The following is a 19,499-nucleotide window of genomic DNA, read 5'->3' as shown; positions in this document are numbered from 1 at the left end:
ATATGGCCACCGGTTCGTACACCGATATACGCGATCTACAAGAATTCCCGGGTTTTCACGACGCAGAGCTAACCGGAATTGAACACGATCCCGAATCGCGCACGCTTGAGCTTCGTTTTCGGCGGGTTGGCGGCAAAGTCGAGGTACTCAGGTTTTCTGGCCTGATCCGTCAGCGCCTGATTGATTTTGCTGGGCAGAACGTCGCGTCGAGGCTCCTGATTTCGCCACGATACGCATTTTCACTCGCCGAAGTTCGCAACTGGCTTCAGTGGATGAATAGCCGGGACGACGCCAAAGGTGCGGCGATCAGCGAGCAGAACGGGGAGGATTGTGTCCGCGATCTGGTAGCAGGCCATCGCGTGTTGTTTGTTCTGGAGCCATCGTGTGGCGCAGAAATGGCAGTGCTGTGCGAATCGCTTTCGCTGAAGGGATGAACGCGGGGCGAAAAAGCGCACAGGGGCGACGCCCCGAACAAAAAAGGCCGACGCAGATCCCATCCGCGTCGGCCTTTTCGCTTTCTATCTTTCTACGGTTGCGCCGCGCGAGGCGGCGAGCGCTAGATCGTCCCCATCAACACGAGCACGACCACCACGATGACGACGACCCCGAGCGTGCCGGAAGGCGCGTAGCCCCACGAGCGGCTATGAGGCCACGCGGGAAAAGCGCCGATCAGCAGCAGGATCAGAATGACCAGAAGCAAGGTGCCGAGCATGATGCCCCCGTACGGTTCGATTGATGACCCGATCCCTAGCGCAACTGGCGTTCCCGGCCCGGCTGTTTAGCTAGTTTTACTAAACACGTAAATTTACGTTTATCTCTGTAATTACGGGTATTTACGGGGGTAATTACGCCGAACACAACGTTATTCACCCCTGTTTTTACTATACAATCGCCGCAAAGCTGATCGGGCAAAAACAGGAACCATGGGGACAACCATTCGCGACGTCGCGCAGGCCGCCAACGTGTCGATCGGCACAGTGTCCCGCGCGCTCAAAAACCAGCCCGGCCTGTCCGAGGCCACGCGCTCGCGCATCGTCGAAGTCGCGCGTTCGCTCGGTTATGACAGTGCGCAACTGCGTCCGCGCATTCGCCGTCTCACCTTCCTGCTGCATCGTCAGCACAACAATTTTTCCGCCAGCCCGTTTTTCTCGCACGTCCTGCACGGCGTCGAGGAAGCCTGCCGCGAACACGGCATCGTGCCCGCGCTGCTCACCGCCGGTCCCGCCGATGACACCGTCCAGCAATTACGCCTGCACGCGCCCGACGCGATCGCCGTGGCCGGTTTCGTCGAGCCCGAAACGCTGCACGCGCTGGTCGCGCTGCAACGCCCGCTCGTGCTGATCGACCTGTGGGCGCCGGGCCTGCGCTCGGTGAATATCGACAACGCCGCGGGAGCCGCGCTCGCCATGCATCATCTGTTCGGCATGGGGCGGCGGCGCGTGGCCTTTATCGGCGGATCGCTGGCGCACTACAGCATCGCGCAGCGCGCGCTCGGCTACCGGCGCGCGTTCTTCGAAGCCGGGCTGCTGTTCGATCCATCGCTGGAAATCACCATCGACGGCGGACTCGATCCCGACACCGGCGCGACGCTCGCCATGCAACGCCTGCTCGACGCGGCGCGTGCGCGCGGCGAAACACCGCCCGACGCCGTGTTCGCCTACAACGACGCCGCCGCGCTTGCGGCCATGCGCGTGTGCCTGGCCAGCGGCCTGCGCGTGCCCGAAGACGTCGCGATCATCGGTTTCGACGATATTGCGGGCGCTTCGCATGCCGCGCCCGCGCTCTCGACCATCGCCGTCGACAAGGAAGCGCTCGGACGGCGCGGTGTGGAACTGCTGCTCGAAGAAACGCCCGCGACGCCGGAAATCGTTCTGCCCGTGCGGCTGATCGAACGCGCCAGCACCGCCGCGCTGCCGCACAACACGAACAACACGCTCGAAGCGAATGCGCCGCACGCGCTCGCCACACACGCCCAGTCAACCTGAGAACGCCATGACGAAGCCCACCGACACCCTTCACGCCCACGACAGCGCCGCCCCGGCCCCCGCCGTCGCGAGCTTCCGCGACCGTGCGTTCCTGCTCGGCCATGTCGAGGACACGCTGCGCTTTTACGCGCCCAACGTGTACGACGCCTCGGGCGGCTTCTTCCACTACTTCCGCGACGACGGCTCGGTCTACAACGCGCACTCGCGCCATCTGGTGAGCAGCTGCCGCTTCGTCTTCAACTACGCGATGGCGTATCGCGAATCGGGCGACGCGCAGCATCTCGACTACGCGCGCCACGGTCTGCAGTTCCTGCGCGAGGCGCATTGGGACCCGCAGCATCAGGGCTACGACTGGGAGATCGACTGGCGCGACGGCAAGAAGCGCGTGCTCGACGCGACGCGCCACTGCTACGGCCTCGCTTTCGTGCTGCTGGCCTACGCGCACGCGGCAATGGCCGGCATCGAAGAAGCGAAGCCGATGATCGCCGCCACCTTCGAGCTGATGGAACACCGCTTCTGGGACGGCGCAGCGGGCCTCTACGCCGACGAAGCCAGCGCGGACTGGGTGGTGTCGGGCTATCGCGGCCAGAACGCCAATATGCACACCACGGAAGCGCTGCTCGCCGCCTATGAGGCGACCGGCCACCTCGTCTATCTCGACCGCGCCGAGCGCGTGGCGTCGAACATCACGCTGCGTCAGGCCAAACTCTCGCAAGGCCTCGTGTGGGAGCACTTTCACGCCGACTGGTCGGTGGACTGGCACTACAACGAAGAGGACAGCTCGAACATCTTCCGTCCGTGGGGATTCCAGCCGGGCCACCAGACCGAATGGGCGAAGCTGCTGCTGATCCTGGAGCGTCACCGTCCGCTGCCGTGGCTGCTGCCGCGCGCGATCGAACTGTTCGACGCGGCCATGGCGCGCGCCTGGGACAACGATCACGGCGGCCTCTACTACGGCTTCGGCCCGGACGGCACGATCTGCGACCACGACAAATATTTCTGGGTGCAGGCCGAAACCTTCGCCACCGCCGCGCTGCTCGGCAAGCGCACCGGCAACGAGCGCTTCTGGGACTGGTACGACGAGATCTGGCGCTATAGCTGGGCGCATTTCGTCGATCATCGCTTTGGCGCGTGGTATCGCATCCTCACCTGCGACAACCGCAAGTACAGCGACGAGAAAAGCCCCGCGGGCAAGACCGACTATCACACCATGGGCGCGTGCTACGAAGCGCTCAACGGGTTGCCGGGACGCGGCATGGCGCCGGTAATCGGGCGCGAGGCAGTGGACGATGCCGCCAACGCCGCCGCCGATGAACCGGCGCGCGCGAACGGCACGGACGGCAGCGTCTGATCTGACGGCGCAACCCAAGTACACAGCGAAGGATCAAGCGATGAGCACCTGCAGCACTGGCCCCGACTTCTCGTCCGGCTTCCCCGCGTTTATCTCGGCGGGCGACATCCTCACCGATCTCGTGCGCGGCGCCGCGCCGGACGGCGCAAACGCACCCGCCGGCGCGCCTGGCGTGGACTCGCACTGGCGCGCTCACCCCGGCGGCGCAGGCTGGAACGTCGCGCGCGCGGTTGCGCGCCTCGGCCTGCCCACGGCTTGCGCGGGCGCGCTCGGCACCGACAACTTCTCGGACGAGCTCTGGAACGCCAGCGTCGCCGCCGGCCTCGACATGCGCTTCATGCAGCGCGTCGAGCGCGCGCCGCTGCTGGCCATCGTGCACCAGACGCATCCGCCCGCGTACTACTTCATCGGCGATAACAGCGCCGATCTCGCCTTCGATCCCGCGAAGCTGCCCGAAGGCTGGCGTGCGCACGCGAAGTGGGCGCACTTCGGCTGCATCAGCCTCGTGCGCCAGCCGCTGGGCGAAACGCTGGCGACGCTCGCCGCCGAACTGCGCGCGCAAGGCGTGAAGATCAGCTTCGATCCGAATTACCGCAACCTCATGGCGCACGGCTACGCGCCGATCCTGCACCGCATGGCGGCGCTCGCCGACCTCATCAAGGTTTCCGACGAAGACCTGCGCATGCTGTTCGCCGACAAGAGCGAGCCGGAAGCGATCGCCGCGATGCGCGCGCTGAACCCGGCCGCGACGCTGCTGGTCACGCGCGGCGCGCAGGCAGCGACGCTCTATGTCGGCGACGAGGTGTTCGAAGCCGCGCCGCCGCGCGTGGAAGTGGCGGATACGGTGGGCGCGGGCGACGCGTCGATCGGCGGCCTGATGTTCAGCCTGATGAGCGCGCCGCAGCGCAGCTGGCCGCAGCATCTGGCGTTCTCGCTCGCAGCGGGCGCAGCCGCGTGCCGCCGCGCCGGTGCGTACTCGCCGACGCTCGACGAAGTGGTCGCACTGATCGCCGATTGAGTGCTCACGGCGCGTCCGCGGAGCGCTTCGGGCGCGCGTCATGCGCGCCCGAAGCTGATCCCATGGCGTGACACGAAAGCGCCGCGCCAGCGTCACGAGCATGCCCCGCAGCCGCACGATCAACGTGCTAGCATGAGTTTTCCTTGCGCGAGGAGCAGGCTATGGAAGACGTCAGCTACACGAAGGGGATCTACACGGCGGTCGCCTCGGTGCGGCCGATGAACGCCGGGCAGTATCAGGGCATGGTCTCGCTGGCGCGCGACGACGGCGAGGAGCTCGAAAACGCCCTCTACGAAGTGGATGCGGCCTCGGGCACGCCCGAAGAAGCGCTGGAGGAAGCCAAGGCGCTGGCGCATCGCCTTCTCGGCGAACTGGAGCTGTAAGGCGCGAGGCGTCGTGCCTCCGCGTTCCCCTTTAGCGCGCGCGGGGCGGCGATCCCGTCCCACGCGCCGGTCCTGGGCCGCATGAATACCCTTTGGCGTGCGGCCGTTCTGGCAACCACGGTCAGGAGGCGATCATGACCGAGCAACTCTTCCTCTACGGCGTCTACGCCATTCACGTGCATCCGCTCGAACTGCAGGGTTCGCGCTGGGACGCCGAATATCAGATCACTCATCGCGACAAGCCCGTCCAGCCGTGGATCACGATAGGCGGCAGCAGCGGCTTTCCGCAGAGCGCCGAAGCCATCGACGCCGCGCGCCGCCAGGCCATCGCCGATATCGATCACGGCGCGGGCATTCCGAGGCCGCGCGCCTTTCCGTGATCGGCGGCAACACGCATCGGCGCTGTTGATGCCGTAAGCACTTTGGCGATTGGATGCCACGCGGCAAGTCCGCGTGCGAGGGCGCTTGTCCGGCAGCACCGGCGTTGCTACGCTTGCGGGCAATTCGCCCCCCAGCAGGGATTGCCATGACGCCCGAATCGCCTTCCGATCAGCCGCACGCCGCCACCGACAGCCTGCCGAAATCCGCTGCATCCGCCGCCGCGCCATCGAAGCCGCGCGCACGCGGCGCGCGCACCGTACGCGTGGGCTCGCGCGACGTGGTCGTCTACGGCATGCCGGTGCAGACGTGGACCGACTTCTACCACTACGCGCTGACGATGCGCTGGCCCACCTTCTTCGCCTCGCTCGCCGGCCTGTTCATGGTGCTCAACACCGCGTTCGCGTGCCTCTACGAGCTGGGCACCGCCCCCATCGCCAACCAGTTTCCGCACGGCTTCATGGGCGCGTTCTTCTTCAGCGTCGAAACGCTCGCCACGGTGGGTTACGGCGACATGCACCCGCAAACGGTCTACGCGCATCTTGTCGCTACGTTCGAGATTTTCGTCGGCATGTCGGGCGTGGCGTTGGCGACGGGGCTGGTGTTTGCGCGTTTCTCACGCCCGCGCGCGATGATCTGGTTCGCGCGCCAGGCGGTCATCCATCCGCTCGAAGGCCGCATGACGCTGATGGTGCGCGCCGCCAACGCGCGCCAGAACGTGATCGCCGAAGCCTTTGCGAAGCTGCGTCTGATCCGTATCGAAACGTCGCCGGAAGGCTTCACGGCGCGGCGCATCTACGATCTCAAGCTGGTGCGCGCGGAGCATCCGCTGTTCACGCTCGGCTGGAACCTGATGCATGTGATCGACGAATCCAGCCCGCTCTACGGCGCGGATGCCGAAACGCTCGCACGCCAGAACGCGTCGCTGCATGTGGTGATCGAAGGCTCGGACGAATCCACCGCGCAGACCATGCAGGCGCGCCACATCTGGGTGGATGCCGACATCCGCTGGCAATACCGTTACGTCGACCTGATGACCGATACCGATGGCGCCAGCGTGATGGACTACACGCACTTTCACGATGTGGTGGCGTTCGAGGACACGCGCCCCTACGGCCCCAAGGTGATTTGAGACAAACGGACCGTCTTGCGCCCGTCGGAGAAAAATCTCTCTCAAAATTACCCAACTGCGGGCAGGCTCTCGCGCGAAAGCAGGTTGCCCCCAATTAGTTAGCAAAAAATTTCCGTCATTGGCGCGAAAAAATAGAGTCTTCAACGCATCCCGGCATCCCGCGATGCGTGACAGAAAAAACGGAGACTCCCCCCAATGACCGCGCGCCCCGCTTTCGGCGACTCGCCTGCTTCGCCCCCGCTTGCCGACTACAAGCTCACCGACAACCTCACCGCCACGCGCGGCCGCATCTTCCTCACCGGCACCCAGGCGCTGATCCGTCTGCCGCTCATGCAGCGCGCACTCGACCGGGCGCACGGCCTGAACACCGCGGGCTTTATCAGCGGCTATCGCGGCTCGCCGCTCGGCATGGTCGATCAGCAGGCGTGGAAGGCGAAGAAACTGCTCGAAGCCGCCGACGTGCGCTTCCTGCCCGCCATCAACGAGGAACTGGGCGGCACCGCCGTGCTGGGCACCCAGCGCGTGGAAGCCGACCCGGAACGCACCGTCGAAGGCGTGTTCGCGATGTGGTACGGCAAGGGTCCGGGCGTCGACCGCGCGGGCGACGCGCTCAAGCACGGCAACGCTTACGGTTCGTCGCCGCATGGCGGCGTGCTGGTGGTGGCGGGCGACGATCACGGCTGCGTGTCGTCGTCGATGCCGCATCAGAGCGACTTCGCCTTGATGGCGTGGCATATGCCCGTGGTGAACCCGTCGAATATCGCCGACATGCTCGAATTCGGCCTGTACGGCTGGGCGCTGTCGCGTTACTCAGGCGCGTGGGTGGGCTATAAGGCGATCTCGGAAACGGTGGAGTCCGGTTCGACCGTCGATCTCGATGCGCTCAAAACCGACTGGCAAGCGCCCGAAGGTTTCGAGCCGCCCGCAGGCGGCCTGCACAACCGCTGGCCCGACCTGCCGAGCCTCGCCATCGAGCAGCGCCTCGCCGCCAAGCTCGACGCCGTACGCCATTTCGCGCGCGTCAACAGCATCGACAAGTGGATCGCGCCCAGCCCGCATGCGAACGTGGGCATCGTCACCTGCGGCAAGGCGCATCTGGATCTGATGGAAGCGCTGCGCCGCCTCGACCTGACCGTCGACGATCTGGAACAGGCGGGCGTGCGTATCTACAAGGTGGGGCTTTCGTTTCCGCTGGAAATGTCGCGCATCGACGCCTTTGTGGCGGGACTCGACAACGTGCTCATCATCGAAGAAAAGGGCCCGGTGATCGAGCAGCAGATCAAGGATCATCTGTACAACCGCACGAGCGGCGCGCGCCCCGCCATCGTCGGCAAACATGCGGAAGACGGCACGCTGCTGCTCTCCGATCTGGGCGAACTGCGCCCGTCGCGCATCCTACCCGTGTTCGCCGCGTGGCTCGCGAAGCACAAGCCCGCGCTCGACCGCCGCGAGCGCGTGGTCGATCTGGTCGCGCCGCAAATCCTCTCCAATGTGGCCGATGCCGTGCGCCGCACGCCCTACTTCTGCTCGGGCTGCCCGCATAACACCTCGACGAAGGTGCCGGAAGGCTCGGTGGCGCAGGCGGGCATCGGCTGTCACTTCATGGCGTCGTGGATGGAGCGCGACACCATGGGCCTGATCCAGATGGGCGGCGAAGGCGTCGATTGGGCCTCGCATTCGATGTTCACGAAAACACGCCACGTGTTCCAGAATCTCGGCGACGGCACCTATTTTCATTCAGGCATCCTTGCGATTCGCCAGGCCGTGGCCGCGAAGGCCAATATCACCTACAAGATTCTCTACAACGACGCCGTGGCGATGACGGGCGGCCAGCCTGTGGACGGCAGCATTTCCGTGCCGCAGATCGCGCGTCAGGTGGAAGCCGAAGGCGTGTCGCGCTTCGTGGTCGTGAGCGACGAACCCGAGAAATACGACGGCCATCACGGTCTCTTTCCGAAGGGCACGACGTTCCACCATCGCAGCGAGCTCGACACGGTGCAGCGCGAACTACGCGAAACGCCGGGCGTAACCGTGCTGATCTACGACCAGACCTGCGCCGCAGAGAAGCGCCGTCGCCGCAAAAAAGGCGAATTCCCCGATCCGGACAAGCGTCTCTTTATCAACGAAGCCGTGTGCGAAGGCTGCGGCGATTGCGGCGTGCAATCGAATTGCCTGTCGGTCGAACCGGTGGAAACGGAACTGGGCCGCAAGCGCCGTATCGATCAATCGTCGTGCAACAAGGATTATTCGTGCGTGAACGGCTTCTGCCCGAGCTTCGTGACGATCGAAGGCGGCAAGCTGAAGAAGGCTGCGGGCGCAGCGTTCGATCCGCAGGCGCTGGCCGCACGCGTGAATGCGCTGCCGCTTCCCGCCACGCATCTGGACAACGCGCCCTATGACATTCTCGTCACCGGCGTGGGCGGCACGGGCGTGGTGACGGTGGGCGCGCTCATCAGCATGGCGGCGCATCTGGAAGGCAAGAGCGCTTCGGTACTGGATTTCATGGGCTTTGCGCAGAAAGGTGGATCAGTGCTGTCGTTCGTGCGCTTCGCGGCCACCGACGCGCTGCTCAACCAGGTGCGCATCGACACCCAGCAGGCCGACCTGCTGCTCGCCTGCGATATGGTGGTGGGCGCGAGCGCCGACGCGCTGCAAACGGTGCGCCACGACCGTACGCGCATCGTCGTGAACACGCATGAGATTCCGAACGCCTCGTTCGTGCAGAACCCGGAAGCCAACCTGCACGCCGATGCGCTGCTCGCGAAGATGCGTCATGCGGCAACGGGCGGCGCGCCTGGTGCGCAAGATCCGCTTTCCGCATGCGATGCGCAGGCGCTGGCGCAGCGTTATCTGGGCGATACGATCGGCGCGAATATCGTGATGCTGGGCTTTGCGTGGCAACTGGGTCTGGTGCCGGTGTCGCTCGCGGCGCTTTCGCGTGCCATCGAATTGAACAACGTGGCCGTGCAGGCGAATCTCTTCGCGTTCTCGATCGGCCGTATGGCGGCTGCCGATCCGGCCGCGCTGGAAGCGCTCGACGCGCAGCGCGCCGCCGCTGCCAAAGCCACCTCGCGCAAGCTCACGCAAACGCTCGACGAACTGATCGCCGACCGCGAAACGCGTCTGCTGGCGTATGGCGGCGCGGGCTACGTGAAGCGCTATCGCACGCTGGTCGATACGGCGCGGAGCGCGGATCGCTCGACGGAACAGGCGCTCGCGCGCGCCGTCGCTACGACGTTCTACAAACTGCTCGCGGTGAAGGATGAATACGAGGTCGCGCGTCTGCACGCTGATCCCGCTTTCCGCGCCGCGCTCGAAGCGCAGTTCGAAGGCCAGGCTGGCAGCGATTTCACGGTGAAGTTCAATCTCGCGCCGCCGCTGATCGCACGCGAGAAGAATGGCCAGCCGCCGCGCAAAATGCAGTTCGGTCAATGGATGTGGAGCGCATTCGGCCTCCTGAAGAAAGGCCGCAGCGTGCGCGGCACCTGGCTCGATCCGTTCGGCAAGACGCTGGAGCGCCGCATGGAACGCGCCCTCGCCGATGACTACGAAGCGACGCTGCGCGGCGCCATCGCGAAGCTCACGGCCGATAACGCCGAAGAGATCGCGAAGCTCGCGAATCTGCACCAGCGTGTGCGCGGCTACGGTCACGTGAAGCTGGCGAATCTCGCGGCGGTGAAACGCAGCGAACGCGAGCTGGGCGCGCGTCTGAAGCTCGACGTGAAAACCAGCGCAGTCGTGCAGGAATCGATCGACTCGTTCAAGGGCGCGGGCGCGCTGCGCGGCATTCCGGTGGTCGTAGCGAAATAAGCCTTGTTTCAAGGCATGAAATGAACGGCGCGGGCGCTTGAGCCTGCGCCGTTTTTTTATGCGAGCAGTTCCGCCAGCCAGTCCACATCGCCGCATAGCACGCACAGGCGGTCGCCCACCTGCACGGCCATCGACAGCGTCACGCACGGCAGCGCCTCGTTGATCGACAGATACGGCGACGTCACATGCACGCGCCCAGGCGCGACCAGCGCCGCGCGGAAATAAGGCCGACGCAGCCAGTTCGCGCCCTGCGCGTCGTCGAGCGGCAGAAAACGCGCGTCCTGTTCCGCGCGATCCACGCGCAGCACGACATTGCGCCCCGCTTGACGCCCGTTCGCATCGAGCAAGAAGCAACGCGCCGAATGATCGAGCGCCAGAAAATTCCAGCACACCTCTTCGAGCGGCTCGCCCGCGCCCAGACGCTCCGCCGCGCGTTCGAACGCGCGCAGATACGGCGCCAGGCGGCTGGCCGTGCCGCGCTCGCGCGCCTCGGTTTGCTGACGGAAGCGATCGGTGGCCTCGGCGATGACGATCTGCGCGTGCGAGGAATCGGTGAGGCCGGGCGCAGGCCGCGCGAAGAAAAAGCCCTGCACGAAATCGGCATTGCACGACAGCGCGAGTTGCGCTTCCTGCTCCGTCTCCACGCCCTCGATCAGCACGAGCTTGCCCGCCTCGTGCAGCAGCGAAACCAGTGCGGGCAGCGTCGCGGCCATGTCGGCGCGATGCGCGGCGTGCATCAGCATGATGCGGTCGAGCTTGACGATGTCGGGATTCAGTTGCCAGACGCGGCCGATATCCACGTGACCCGCACCGAAGTCGTCGAGCGCGATCAGAAAGCCCCGCGCGCGGAAGGCGTCGACGGCATGCGCCAGCGCGTCGAGATCGGTGGCATCGGCTTCCAGCACTTCGAGCACGATACGGCGCGGCGGCAAGCCCAGCCGGTTCAGGTTCGCGAGCAGCGCCGCCGCGTGATACGGCTCGGTGAGCGTGCCGGGATGCACGTTGAGAAAGAGCCATTCGCGCTCGGCCCCAAGCAGCGAGAAGTTCTCCAGATGCAGCCCTTGCGCGAGCCGGTCGACCTGCAGCACTTCGCCCACACGCGCGGCTTCGCCGAACACATCGATGGGCGATACGGGACGGTCAAGCGCGTCGTGCGCGCGCAAGAGCCCTTCGTAACCGATCGCGCGCATGTGCGAAAGGCTGAAGACCGGCTGGAACACGCTGGTGAGCGTGAGTTCGCCATGTTGCGCGCTATAGCGCTGCAGCCCCGAGGTGACGCTCAGATCGAACCCATGCGGCGCGAGCGCCGTCTTTTCCTGTTGCTCTGTGATCATGCCTTCCTCTTCGCGCAAGTTGATCGCCGCGGCCTGTTGCCGCAGCTAATGCGTTGCGCCACGCGAGGCGATAAAGCAAGGTCCGTGCACACAGGCATCTGAACCCGCCGCGCATTGAACCCTGCACCGCAGCCCGCGCCTGTGCGCGGCCAGCGGGCATGCCACGCCCCATTTGCACCAAATCAGTGCTTTCGCTGGGGGACGACACGCTCGGCCTACTGCGCGCTTCACGACGGCCTACACCACCATCGGGCTAAACTAGTTGTAAGCCAACCGCCTGCTTCGTGGACACTCGTGGACCGAATGTGGGCTGACCGCTCCTCCGTTCGCAACGCTTCCGCATAAAGGGACACACTGAAGCCGCTTCACGCGCGCTTTGGCGCCCCGTCTTTGCCGCACCCTTTGCTTGATCGATGGAAACACTCTTCACCGTTCTTATTCTGCTCCTTGCCGTCGCGCTTTCGGGCGTCATCGTGCGTCTTCTGCCCATCAAGTTGCCCTTGCCGCTGCTGCAGATCGGCATTGGCGCCTTGCTGACGTTTCCGCGCGTGAATCCGCACGTCACCTTCGACCCGGATATCTTCATGGCGCTGTTCATCCCGCCGCTGCTGTTCGCGGACGGCTGGCGCATCCCCAAGCGCGAATTCTTCATGCAGCGGCGCGCGATCCTGATGCTCGCGCTCGGCCTGGTGCTGCTGACCGTGGTGGCGGTCGGCTATTTCGTGCACTGGCTGGTGCCGCAGATCTCGCTGCCGGTGGCGTTCGCGCTCGCGGCCGTGCTCTCGCCCACCGACGCGGTGGCGCTCTCGGCGATTGCGGGCAAGGACCGCATCCCCGCGCAGCTCATGCACATCCTCGAAGGCGAAGCGCTGATGAACGACGCCTCGGGCCTCGTGGCGCTCAAGTTCGCGGTGGCGGCAGCGCTCACCGGCTATTTCTCGCTGCGCGAAGCGACGCTGAGCTTCTTCCTGATTGCGGCGGGCGGGCTCGCCGTGGGGGCGATCATCGGCTGGGTGTTCAGCTTTGTTTCAGAGCGCTTCCTGAACTTCACCGATGACGGCGATCCCGCGCCCGGCGTCGTGATGACCTTGCTGATTCCATTCGCGGCGTACCTGTTCGCCGAGCACCTGGAAGTGTCGGGCGTGCTCGCGGCGGTGTCTGCCGGGATGATGATGAACTACACCAGCAGCGCGCACATCGGACCGGTATCGACACGCGTGCGTGCGGCGAGCACCTGGTCGATGATCGAATTCGTCTTCAACGGCATGGTGTTCACGCTGCTCGGCCTGCAGTTCCCGGGCATTCTGGGCAAGGCGTTGCTGGAAGCGCATCACACCAGCAATCTGCAGATGCTGCGCCTCATCATGTATGTCGCCGCCGTGCTGGTCGCGCTCTACGCAATGCGCTTCGGCTGGGTCTGGCTGCTGCGCTGGGTCGCGAGCCGCGGCGCGGCGCGTCATGGCGTCTCCAACGCCGTGCCGGGCCTGCGCACCGTGGCGATTACGACGGTGGCCGGCGTGCGCGGCGCGGTGACGCTCGCGGGCGTGCTGTCGCTGCCGGTTGCGCTCGATAACGGCCTCCCGCTGCCGGGGCGTGACAGCGCGATCTTCATCGCCACGGGCGTGATCCTCGCGTCGCTGCTGGTGGCGATCGTCGGCTTGCCGATCCTGCTGCGCGGCGTGCGGCGCAGCGGCGAATCGAAACATGCCGCCGAAGAACGCCTCGCTCGCATCCAGGCCGCACAGGCCGCGATCCGCGCCATCGACGCACATATGGAAACGGCCACGAAGGACATGGACGAATCCGAATTCGCCCATGCCGCCGATACCACCGCGCGTGTGATGGACACCTATCGCCGACGCCTGGCGACGCTCGACGCCGATCACGACCGCAGCAAGAACGCGCGTCAGGCCGAACAGCTCGAAGTGCAGATGCGCCTCGCCGCGATGCGGGCCGAACGCGCGGCGCTGCTCGAATTGCGCAACCAGCAGACCATCAATGACGAGACGCTCGGCAAGCTGATGCGCGAAGTCGATCTCACCGAAACGGCGATGATGAATCGCGGGCGCAATCGGGGCTGAGTGCCCGTAACGTACCGACGAAAAAAAACGCGACGACCTTCCGTAGAAGGCGTCGCGTTTTTCATGGTGCGCTTTGAACCAGAGCGCGCGGTGATTTAAACCGCCGCTTGCTGCGCCGGCTTTCTGCGCAGCAGCGCGTACAGGATGATCGCGCCGAAGGTGGCGGTGCCGATGCCGCCCAGCCCGAAATTGCCGACCTTGAGCGAGAAGTCGCCCGCGCCCAGCACGAGCGTCACGGCGGCGACGATCAGGTTGCGGTTATCCGAAAAGTCGACCTTGTTGACGACCCAGATGCGCGCGCCCGTCACTGCGATCAGACCGAACACGACGATCGACACGCCGCCCAGCACCGGGCCCGGAATCGTCTGGATCACCGCGCCGAACTTCGGCGAGAAGCCCAGCACCAGCGCGATCAGCGCGGCGATGGCGAACACCAGCGTCGAGTAGATCTTGGTGACGGCCATCACGCCAATGTTTTCCGCGTAGGTCGTCACGCCCGTGCCGCCCGCGAAACCCGAAACAATGGTCGCCAGACCGTCGCCGATGAACGCGCGGCCCACGTAGCGATCAAGGTTGTGACCCGTCATCGCCGACACAGCCTTGATGTGGCCGAGGTTTTCCGCGACGAGGATCACGGCGATGGGCACCAGCAGCGTCATCGCATGCGGATCGAACACCGGCGCGCTGAACTTCGGCATGCCGAACCAGGCGGCGTTGGCGACGATCGAAAAGTCGATCGGCTTGCCCAGACCCATGCCGTTGGTGACGACCGCGTAGATCGCGTACGCAATCATCAGGCCGACCAGAATCAGCAGGCGTTGCAGCATGCCACGCGTGAACACGGCCACGCCGCCCACGCACAGCACGGTGACGAGCGCCATCCACGAATCGAACTGCGTCGCGCTCACACCCTTCACGGCGATGGGCGCGAGATTCAAGCCGATCACGCAGACGATCGCGCCGGTGACGACGGGCGGCATCAGCGTCTCAATCCACTTCGTGCCGATGACCGACACCAGCACGCCGATCAGCGCATAGACCACACCGCACGCGATGATGCCGCCCAGCGCGACCGGAATATTCGTATTCGGACCGTGCCCGCCGTAGCCCGTGACAGCAATCACGAGACCGATGAAGGCGAAGCTGGAGCCGAGATAGCTGGGCACGCGACCGCCCACCACGACGAAGAACAGCAACGTGCCGATCCCCGACATGAAAATGCAGAGGTTCGGATCGAAGCCCATCAGCAGCGGCGCGAGCACCGTCGAGCCGAACATCGCGACGACGTGCTGCACGCCCATCGCGAACATCTGCGGCCAGGCGAGGCGCTCATCGGGCGCGACGACGCTTTTCGCGGCGCCCGATTGCGCGCGCCAGCGGGGAAACCAGGAATCGGACATGAGGGTTCCTTTTTGTGTGCTTTTTTGCTTGTGGCGTGGTGACCTGTCACCGCGACTGGCTGTGGCCGCGTGTCATCCGCGGCGCCCCCGGGATGACGCGGGCTGCCAGTGTGGTCAGGTGCTATTTATTTGGAACGGAACGCGGCCCACGTGCGTTGTGCGCAAGCCGCGGTCTTAGCCGTCAGAGAAATCACGCGCGAGTGTACGGAGCCGCAATCCGCGTGGCAAGGCAAAGTCTCGCTGCGTGTGGGCAGGAGGAAACACCGGGAAAGGGCGCGCCCGGATGGAGATTCGGACAAGTCTTATATCGACGCAGGGATGCCGTCCGTAGACTGCATCTACTGCGTGACCCCATGACTGTTCATGCAGAGGTTGTAAGTTGTAAACTCTCCGACTTCCCGCTCATGCCTTCCGGCCTGAGCGGCTTTTTTTTGCCTGCGCGTTGTATTTGCCTGCGCGTTTTAGATTGCGTGCTTTGTTTGCCTCCACGCGCTCACGCAAACGCGCCCTGCGCCAGCTCCCGTACATAGTCGCGCACGCCTTCGGGCCAATCCACGCTCCACGCTTCGAAACGCGCGCGCTCGCCCGCATAAAGCGCGCGCAGCGCCTCTTCATAGCCCGGCAGATTGCCCGCCAGCGCCGTCATGAAGCGATGCACGGCTTCGCGCGAGGTGCGCACGCGGTCCTTCGCCTCGCTGGCGTGGCGCGCACTTTCCACCAGCTTGCGCAACACCACCGACGCGCCGCCCGGTTGCGCCGCCAGCCAGTCCCAGTGACGCGGCAACAGCGTGACTTCGCGCGCGACGACGCCGAGCTTCGGGCGACCACGTCCGCGCGGAGCGTCTTCGCTGATTGCTTCGCTCGTGGCGTCTTGTCCGGTTTCGCCCGCTGTGGCGGTTTGGGCCTGCCAGGCGGCATCGGCGGCCAGACGCGCGGCGACATCGGCGGGACGGCCGCGCAGATCGAATTCCACCTGCATGGCGTCGCGGTCGTCGAAAACCAGCACGGACGCCGATTCGCCCTGCTCCAACGCCGCCTTCACCGCAAGCGCCACGTCGAGCGCCGCGCCGCGCGCGATCAGCCGCGTGCCCGCGAATGCGGTGACGCCCGCGCCATGCGGACCCTGAGTGGATGTTGCTGCCATCGTGATTGTCCTCGCGTCTAACGATGCAGCGAATATTACCCGGGTAAATTAATCGATGCAATATCATCCGGGTAAAAATATTCAAAGTTCTGGCCCGGCGCCGTGATGCTCGCGGGCAAAGCTCGGCTGCCAGACCGCCACGCGGTTACGGCCCGCGCGCTTGGCGATGTAGAGCGCGGCGTCGGCGGCTTCGACCAGCGCGCGCCAGCTTTCGAAATCGCTCGCCGATGTGCTCGCCACGCCTACGCTGGCCGTGAGCACGTTGTTGGGACTGTCGGCGTGCGGGATGTCGAGCGTCTCGATGGCCGAGCGCAGTTTCTCAGCATGGGCGAGCGCCTGGGCCGCGTTGGTTTCGGGCAGCAGCAACACGAATTCCTCGCCGCCGTAACGCGCAGCGCAGTCGCCCGGCCGCCGCGCATGGCTGCCGATCGCACGCGCGACGGCCGCCAGCGCGGCGTCGCCCGCCGCGTGGCCGTAGCGGTCGTTGTAGGGCTTGAAACGGTCGACGTCGAGCATCATCACCGCGAGCGGTTGAGCCGAACGCCGAGCGCGCAGCCATTCGTGATCGGCGCGTGCCTCGAAGGCGCGGCGGTTGGCGAGCGCCGTGAGCGCGTCGGTGCCCGCCAAAGCGCGCAACTCGTCTTCGAGCAGTTCGCGACGCCGCAACTGGCGCGAGAGCAGCGCCGCGAACGCGATCAGCGAAGCGTCGAGCAGCACCGTCAGCGTGCCGATGATCCACGCGCGCGCACGCCATTCGGTGTAGATATCGCCCGCCGCCACCGCCACGCTGAAGATCAGCGGATAGCCATCCACACGACGAAACGCGAACCACCGGCGCACGCCATCCACCGGCCCGACGCCGAAGAAACCGCCCTGCTGCGCCTGCTCGAAGCGCTGAAACAACGCCGAATCGGCGAGATTTCTGCCGATCATCTCGGGCGCGTAAGGACGGCGCATGAGCAGCGTGCCGTCGGCGAGCGTGAGCGTGACCGCGCCATGCGCGCCAATTTCGATGCCGCTCATCAGACGGCGGAAGTAGTCGAGCCGCATCGTGCCCACCACCACGCCCGCAAAAGACCCGTCGGGCTTTTCCAGACGGCGGCTCAGGCCGATGGTGGCGTTGTCCGGGCCGTCGCGCGCAATCATCGGATGACTGACGTAGAGACCCGTATGCGGCGAGTCGCGCTGCGCGATGAAGTAGTCGCGATCGGCCACATTCAGCTCGCGCGGCGGCGCGGCGCGCGAATCGAACACGACGTCGCCGCTGGCGTTGGCGACCAGAATCGCGCCGAGATTCTTTGCCGTCGCCGAACGGTCGAACAGCACGCTCTGGCGCAGATCGTCGGGGAGTTCGGCCAGACGCGGATCGTCGATGGCGTCGATCACGCCTTGCAGCGAGAGCGCGTAGACATCGAAATTGCGCTGCGTATCGCGCTCGAACAGCAAGGCCATGTTGTAGGCCGCGGCGCGGGCGCTCGCGAGCGCGTCCTCGCGCATCTGCGCCATGACCCAGCCGGCCACCGCCGTGAGGGCGGCAGCCAGCACGATGCTGATGACGATCACGGCGTTCGGTCGGCGGGTCATCATGGCGGTGGACTCGCGTGCGCGCGGTCGAAGAACGGGACGCGCGCGTCGATGCGCGGCGCGCGCGGCGTGCCGGTTTGCAATCGAGTGTACAACCAGAAAACGTGCCGCGCGTGGGGATTATGTGGCGCGGATCACATCGGCATCTGCAATGAAATCACCTGAATAATGCGGATGTTTCATTGCTTCATTTTTTCTTCGGAATCCTGTCTTTTTGATTCGACATTTTTATCTTTATGTTCGCTAACCGCTAGTTACTTATCGAGTAATCCGGTAATCGCGTTGGTCTCTATCCACGTGCGCCATTGCGTAGCGAAGTCGAAATTCTCGTCGATGGAGAACGCGCGTTCGAGCGCGGCGTCGAGCGTTTCGCCGCGTTGCAGTGCGAAAAAGGCCGCGTGTGCGGCCTGCGTGTGCGCAAGCGCGGCGGATCGCCATTGCGGGCGCACGATAAGGGTCCAGTTTGGTCTGTTGATGTCGATGGGTTCGGCTACTCCGTTCTGGCGATGCGCGCGCCAGATTTCGAATGCCGCATAGCGCGATTCCAGCGCCGTGCATGCCGGATGCAGCTTGAGGCGCGCGGACATGAGCTTTTCAACGCCGATCGACTGCCACTGCGCCGTTGAAAGCGGCGTGATATTCGCGGCGAAACTCGCGACATGCAGCGCCCATTCGAGTCGCGCGACATCGCCGAAATACGCGTAACGTGCGTCGGTTTCATAACGTTCGATGAAGTCGGGCAGCGCGGCGCCGAAGCGGTTCAAGTCCGCATCGCGCAAGGGATGAGCGCGTGCGTAGGCGAACGAGAGCGCTTCGAAGTAAGCATCGCCGGTAAGTTGCGCGATCACGGGATAAGCGCTCGCCAGCGCCGCGCGACGAGCCGCGCGCACGTTGCCGCGATAGAGGCCGAGGCGCTCGTGCGCGAGGGTTTCGTCGGCTATTTGCAGATGTTTGAAGAGTGCGGCATCGGCGGCGGGATCGTCGATGGCATCGGCGAATGCGGACTGCAATGCTTCCAGCGGCGTGCTCATATGCGCGCGCTCACGCGTTCTTGCGCCTGGCGCGCTTCGTCCAGCAGGACGTCGAGCGGCGGCACGGCGGTGTCCCATTCGATCAGCGTCGGCACCGCGCCGAAGCGATGCAGCGCGGCGTCGTAAAGCGACCAGACCTCGGGCGCGACGCGCGAGCCGTGATCGTCGATTACCGCGGCAGGCGTGATGCGATGGCCCGCAAGATGCAGTTCGCCGACGATCTCGCGCGGCAAGGCGTGCATCGCCGCGAGCGCGTCCTCGCCGTGATTGCGCTGGTTCACGTAGAGATTGTTCACGTCGAGCAGCACGCCACAGCCGGTGCGGCGCGCGAGTTCGGCGAGGAACGCGGCTTCGGTGTAATCGTCGTCGCGAAAACGCACATAGGTAGAGACGTTTTCGATCAGCACGCGGCGGCGCAGCGTGTCCTGCATGTGCGCCACGCGCGCGCCGATGTGTTCGAGCGAGGCGTGCGTAAGCGGCATCGGCAAGAGATCGTGCAGCGCGGCATGCGGCGTCGCGCCCCAGCACAGATGCTCGGAAACGAGCGCCGGTTCGATGCGATCGACGAGCAGTGCGAGGCGCGCGAGATGAGCCTCGTCGAGCGGCACAGCGGAGCCGAGACCCAGACCGACGCCATGCAGACTCACCGGCAGGTCGCAACGCACGGTTTCGAGCACATGTAGATCGTATCCACCGTCGCCGAAGTAGTTTTCGCTATGTACCTCGACCCAGCCGATGGGCGGCGGCGCTTGCATGAAGGCGTCGTAATGCGCATGACGCAAGCCGATGCCGACGCCCTGGACGTCCTGCTGCTTTCGTGACGGCTTCTCTGACATCGACATCGGCATCGTCATCGGCATTACGCGCG

General features: G+C 65.2%; 16 protein-coding genes. 9 read left to right on the top strand and 7 right to left on the bottom strand.

Going from position 1 to position 19,499, the window contains the following annotated elements:
* The first annotated feature begins 2 nt into the window (after positions 1 to 2).
* Positions 3 to 434: a hypothetical protein gene (locus F3J17_RS22940; protein ID WP_167064140.1), complete on the top strand. Its 432-nt coding sequence runs from the start codon at positions 3 to 5 to the stop codon at positions 432 to 434.
* A 122-nt stretch (positions 435 to 556) separates the two neighbouring features.
* On the opposite strand, the gene F3J17_RS22935 is transcribed toward F3J17_RS22940, so the two are convergent.
* Positions 557 to 712, bottom strand: a complete 156-nt coding sequence (locus tag F3J17_RS22935; RefSeq protein ID WP_103702607.1) for a DUF3309 family protein — start codon at positions 710 to 712, stop codon at positions 557 to 559.
* A 211-nt stretch (positions 713 to 923) separates the two neighbouring features.
* Between F3J17_RS22935 and F3J17_RS22930 the strand changes: the two genes are divergently transcribed.
* The 7 genes from F3J17_RS22930 to F3J17_RS22900 all read left to right on the top strand — a co-directional run bounded on the left by F3J17_RS22930 (position 924) and on the right by F3J17_RS22900 (position 10,057).
* The gene (locus F3J17_RS22930) at positions 924 to 1,985 is read left to right on the top strand and encodes a LacI family DNA-binding transcriptional regulator (protein ID WP_167064137.1); all 1,062 of its coding nucleotides are present in this window, start codon (positions 924 to 926) and stop codon (positions 1,983 to 1,985) included.
* A 7-nt stretch (positions 1,986 to 1,992) separates the two neighbouring features.
* Positions 1,993 to 3,336 (top strand): AGE family epimerase/isomerase, encoded by a 1,344-nt coding sequence (locus F3J17_RS22925; protein WP_240161118.1) that lies wholly within the window; start codon positions 1,993 to 1,995, stop codon positions 3,334 to 3,336.
* 40 nt (positions 3,337 to 3,376) lie between these two features.
* Complete coding sequence (locus F3J17_RS22920) at positions 3,377 to 4,354, top strand: carbohydrate kinase (RefSeq protein WP_167064134.1); 978 nt, start codon at positions 3,377 to 3,379, stop codon at positions 4,352 to 4,354.
* A gap of 161 nt (positions 4,355 to 4,515) precedes the next feature.
* Complete coding sequence (locus tag F3J17_RS22915; RefSeq protein WP_103702613.1) at positions 4,516 to 4,737, top strand: hypothetical protein; 222 nt, start codon at positions 4,516 to 4,518, stop codon at positions 4,735 to 4,737.
* 134 nt (positions 4,738 to 4,871) lie between these two features.
* Positions 4,872 to 5,117 carry a hypothetical protein gene (locus F3J17_RS22910; RefSeq protein ID WP_167064131.1) on the top strand — a complete coding sequence of 82 codons (246 nt, stop codon included), beginning with the start codon at positions 4,872 to 4,874 and terminating at the stop codon, positions 5,115 to 5,117.
* A gap of 146 nt (positions 5,118 to 5,263) precedes the next feature.
* The gene (locus F3J17_RS22905; protein ID WP_167064128.1) at positions 5,264 to 6,247 is read left to right on the top strand and encodes an ion channel; all 984 of its coding nucleotides are present in this window, start codon (positions 5,264 to 5,266) and stop codon (positions 6,245 to 6,247) included.
* Between the two features lie 195 nt (positions 6,248 to 6,442).
* Complete coding sequence (locus F3J17_RS22900; protein ID WP_167064125.1) at positions 6,443 to 10,057, top strand: indolepyruvate ferredoxin oxidoreductase family protein; 3,615 nt, start codon at positions 6,443 to 6,445, stop codon at positions 10,055 to 10,057.
* 56 nt (positions 10,058 to 10,113) lie between these two features.
* Here the strand turns inward: F3J17_RS22900 and F3J17_RS22895 are convergent, their stop codons facing one another.
* On the bottom strand, positions 10,114 to 11,391 hold the full coding sequence (locus F3J17_RS22895) for an EAL domain-containing protein (RefSeq protein ID WP_167064123.1): 1,278 nt from the start codon (positions 11,389 to 11,391) through the stop codon (positions 10,114 to 10,116).
* Positions 11,392 to 11,804: 413 nt separating this feature from the next.
* Between F3J17_RS22895 and F3J17_RS22890 the strand changes: the two genes are divergently transcribed.
* Positions 11,805 to 13,472 carry a Na+/H+ antiporter gene (locus tag F3J17_RS22890; RefSeq protein WP_167064120.1) on the top strand — a complete coding sequence of 556 codons (1,668 nt, stop codon included), beginning with the start codon at positions 11,805 to 11,807 and terminating at the stop codon, positions 13,470 to 13,472.
* Positions 13,473 to 13,567: 95 nt separating this feature from the next.
* Here F3J17_RS22890 and F3J17_RS22885 read toward each other — a convergent pair whose 3' ends face one another.
* The 5 genes from F3J17_RS22885 to F3J17_RS22865 form a co-directional block, all read right to left on the bottom strand.
* Complete coding sequence (locus F3J17_RS22885; RefSeq protein WP_167064117.1) at positions 13,568 to 14,872, bottom strand: solute carrier family 23 protein; 1,305 nt, start codon at positions 14,870 to 14,872, stop codon at positions 13,568 to 13,570.
* A 493-nt stretch (positions 14,873 to 15,365) separates the two neighbouring features.
* Positions 15,366 to 16,016, bottom strand: coding sequence for a DUF2239 family protein (locus F3J17_RS22880; RefSeq protein WP_167064114.1), 651 nt, complete (start codon positions 16,014 to 16,016; stop codon positions 15,366 to 15,368).
* A gap of 81 nt (positions 16,017 to 16,097) precedes the next feature.
* Positions 16,098 to 17,603 carry a sensor domain-containing diguanylate cyclase gene (locus F3J17_RS22875; protein ID WP_167064111.1) on the bottom strand — a complete coding sequence of 502 codons (1,506 nt, stop codon included), beginning with the start codon at positions 17,601 to 17,603 and terminating at the stop codon, positions 16,098 to 16,100.
* A gap of 251 nt (positions 17,604 to 17,854) precedes the next feature.
* Positions 17,855 to 18,631, bottom strand: a complete 777-nt coding sequence (locus F3J17_RS22870) for a putative DNA-binding domain-containing protein (protein ID WP_167064108.1) — start codon at positions 18,629 to 18,631, stop codon at positions 17,855 to 17,857.
* A complete protein-coding gene (locus F3J17_RS22865) occupies positions 18,628 to 19,491 on the bottom strand; it encodes a DUF692 domain-containing protein (RefSeq protein WP_240161117.1) in 864 nt (287 codons plus the stop codon). The genes F3J17_RS22870 and F3J17_RS22865 overlap by 4 nt, the downstream gene beginning before the upstream one ends.
* Between the last annotated feature and the right edge of the window lie 8 nt (positions 19,492 to 19,499).

Source organism: Burkholderia sp. Ax-1719 (genome assembly GCF_011753055.1).
GTDB lineage: Bacteria > Pseudomonadota > Gammaproteobacteria > Burkholderiales > Burkholderiaceae > Paraburkholderia.
The sequence above is the reverse complement of the archived record's forward strand: the minus strand, read 5'-3'. Positions and strand labels throughout refer to the sequence as shown.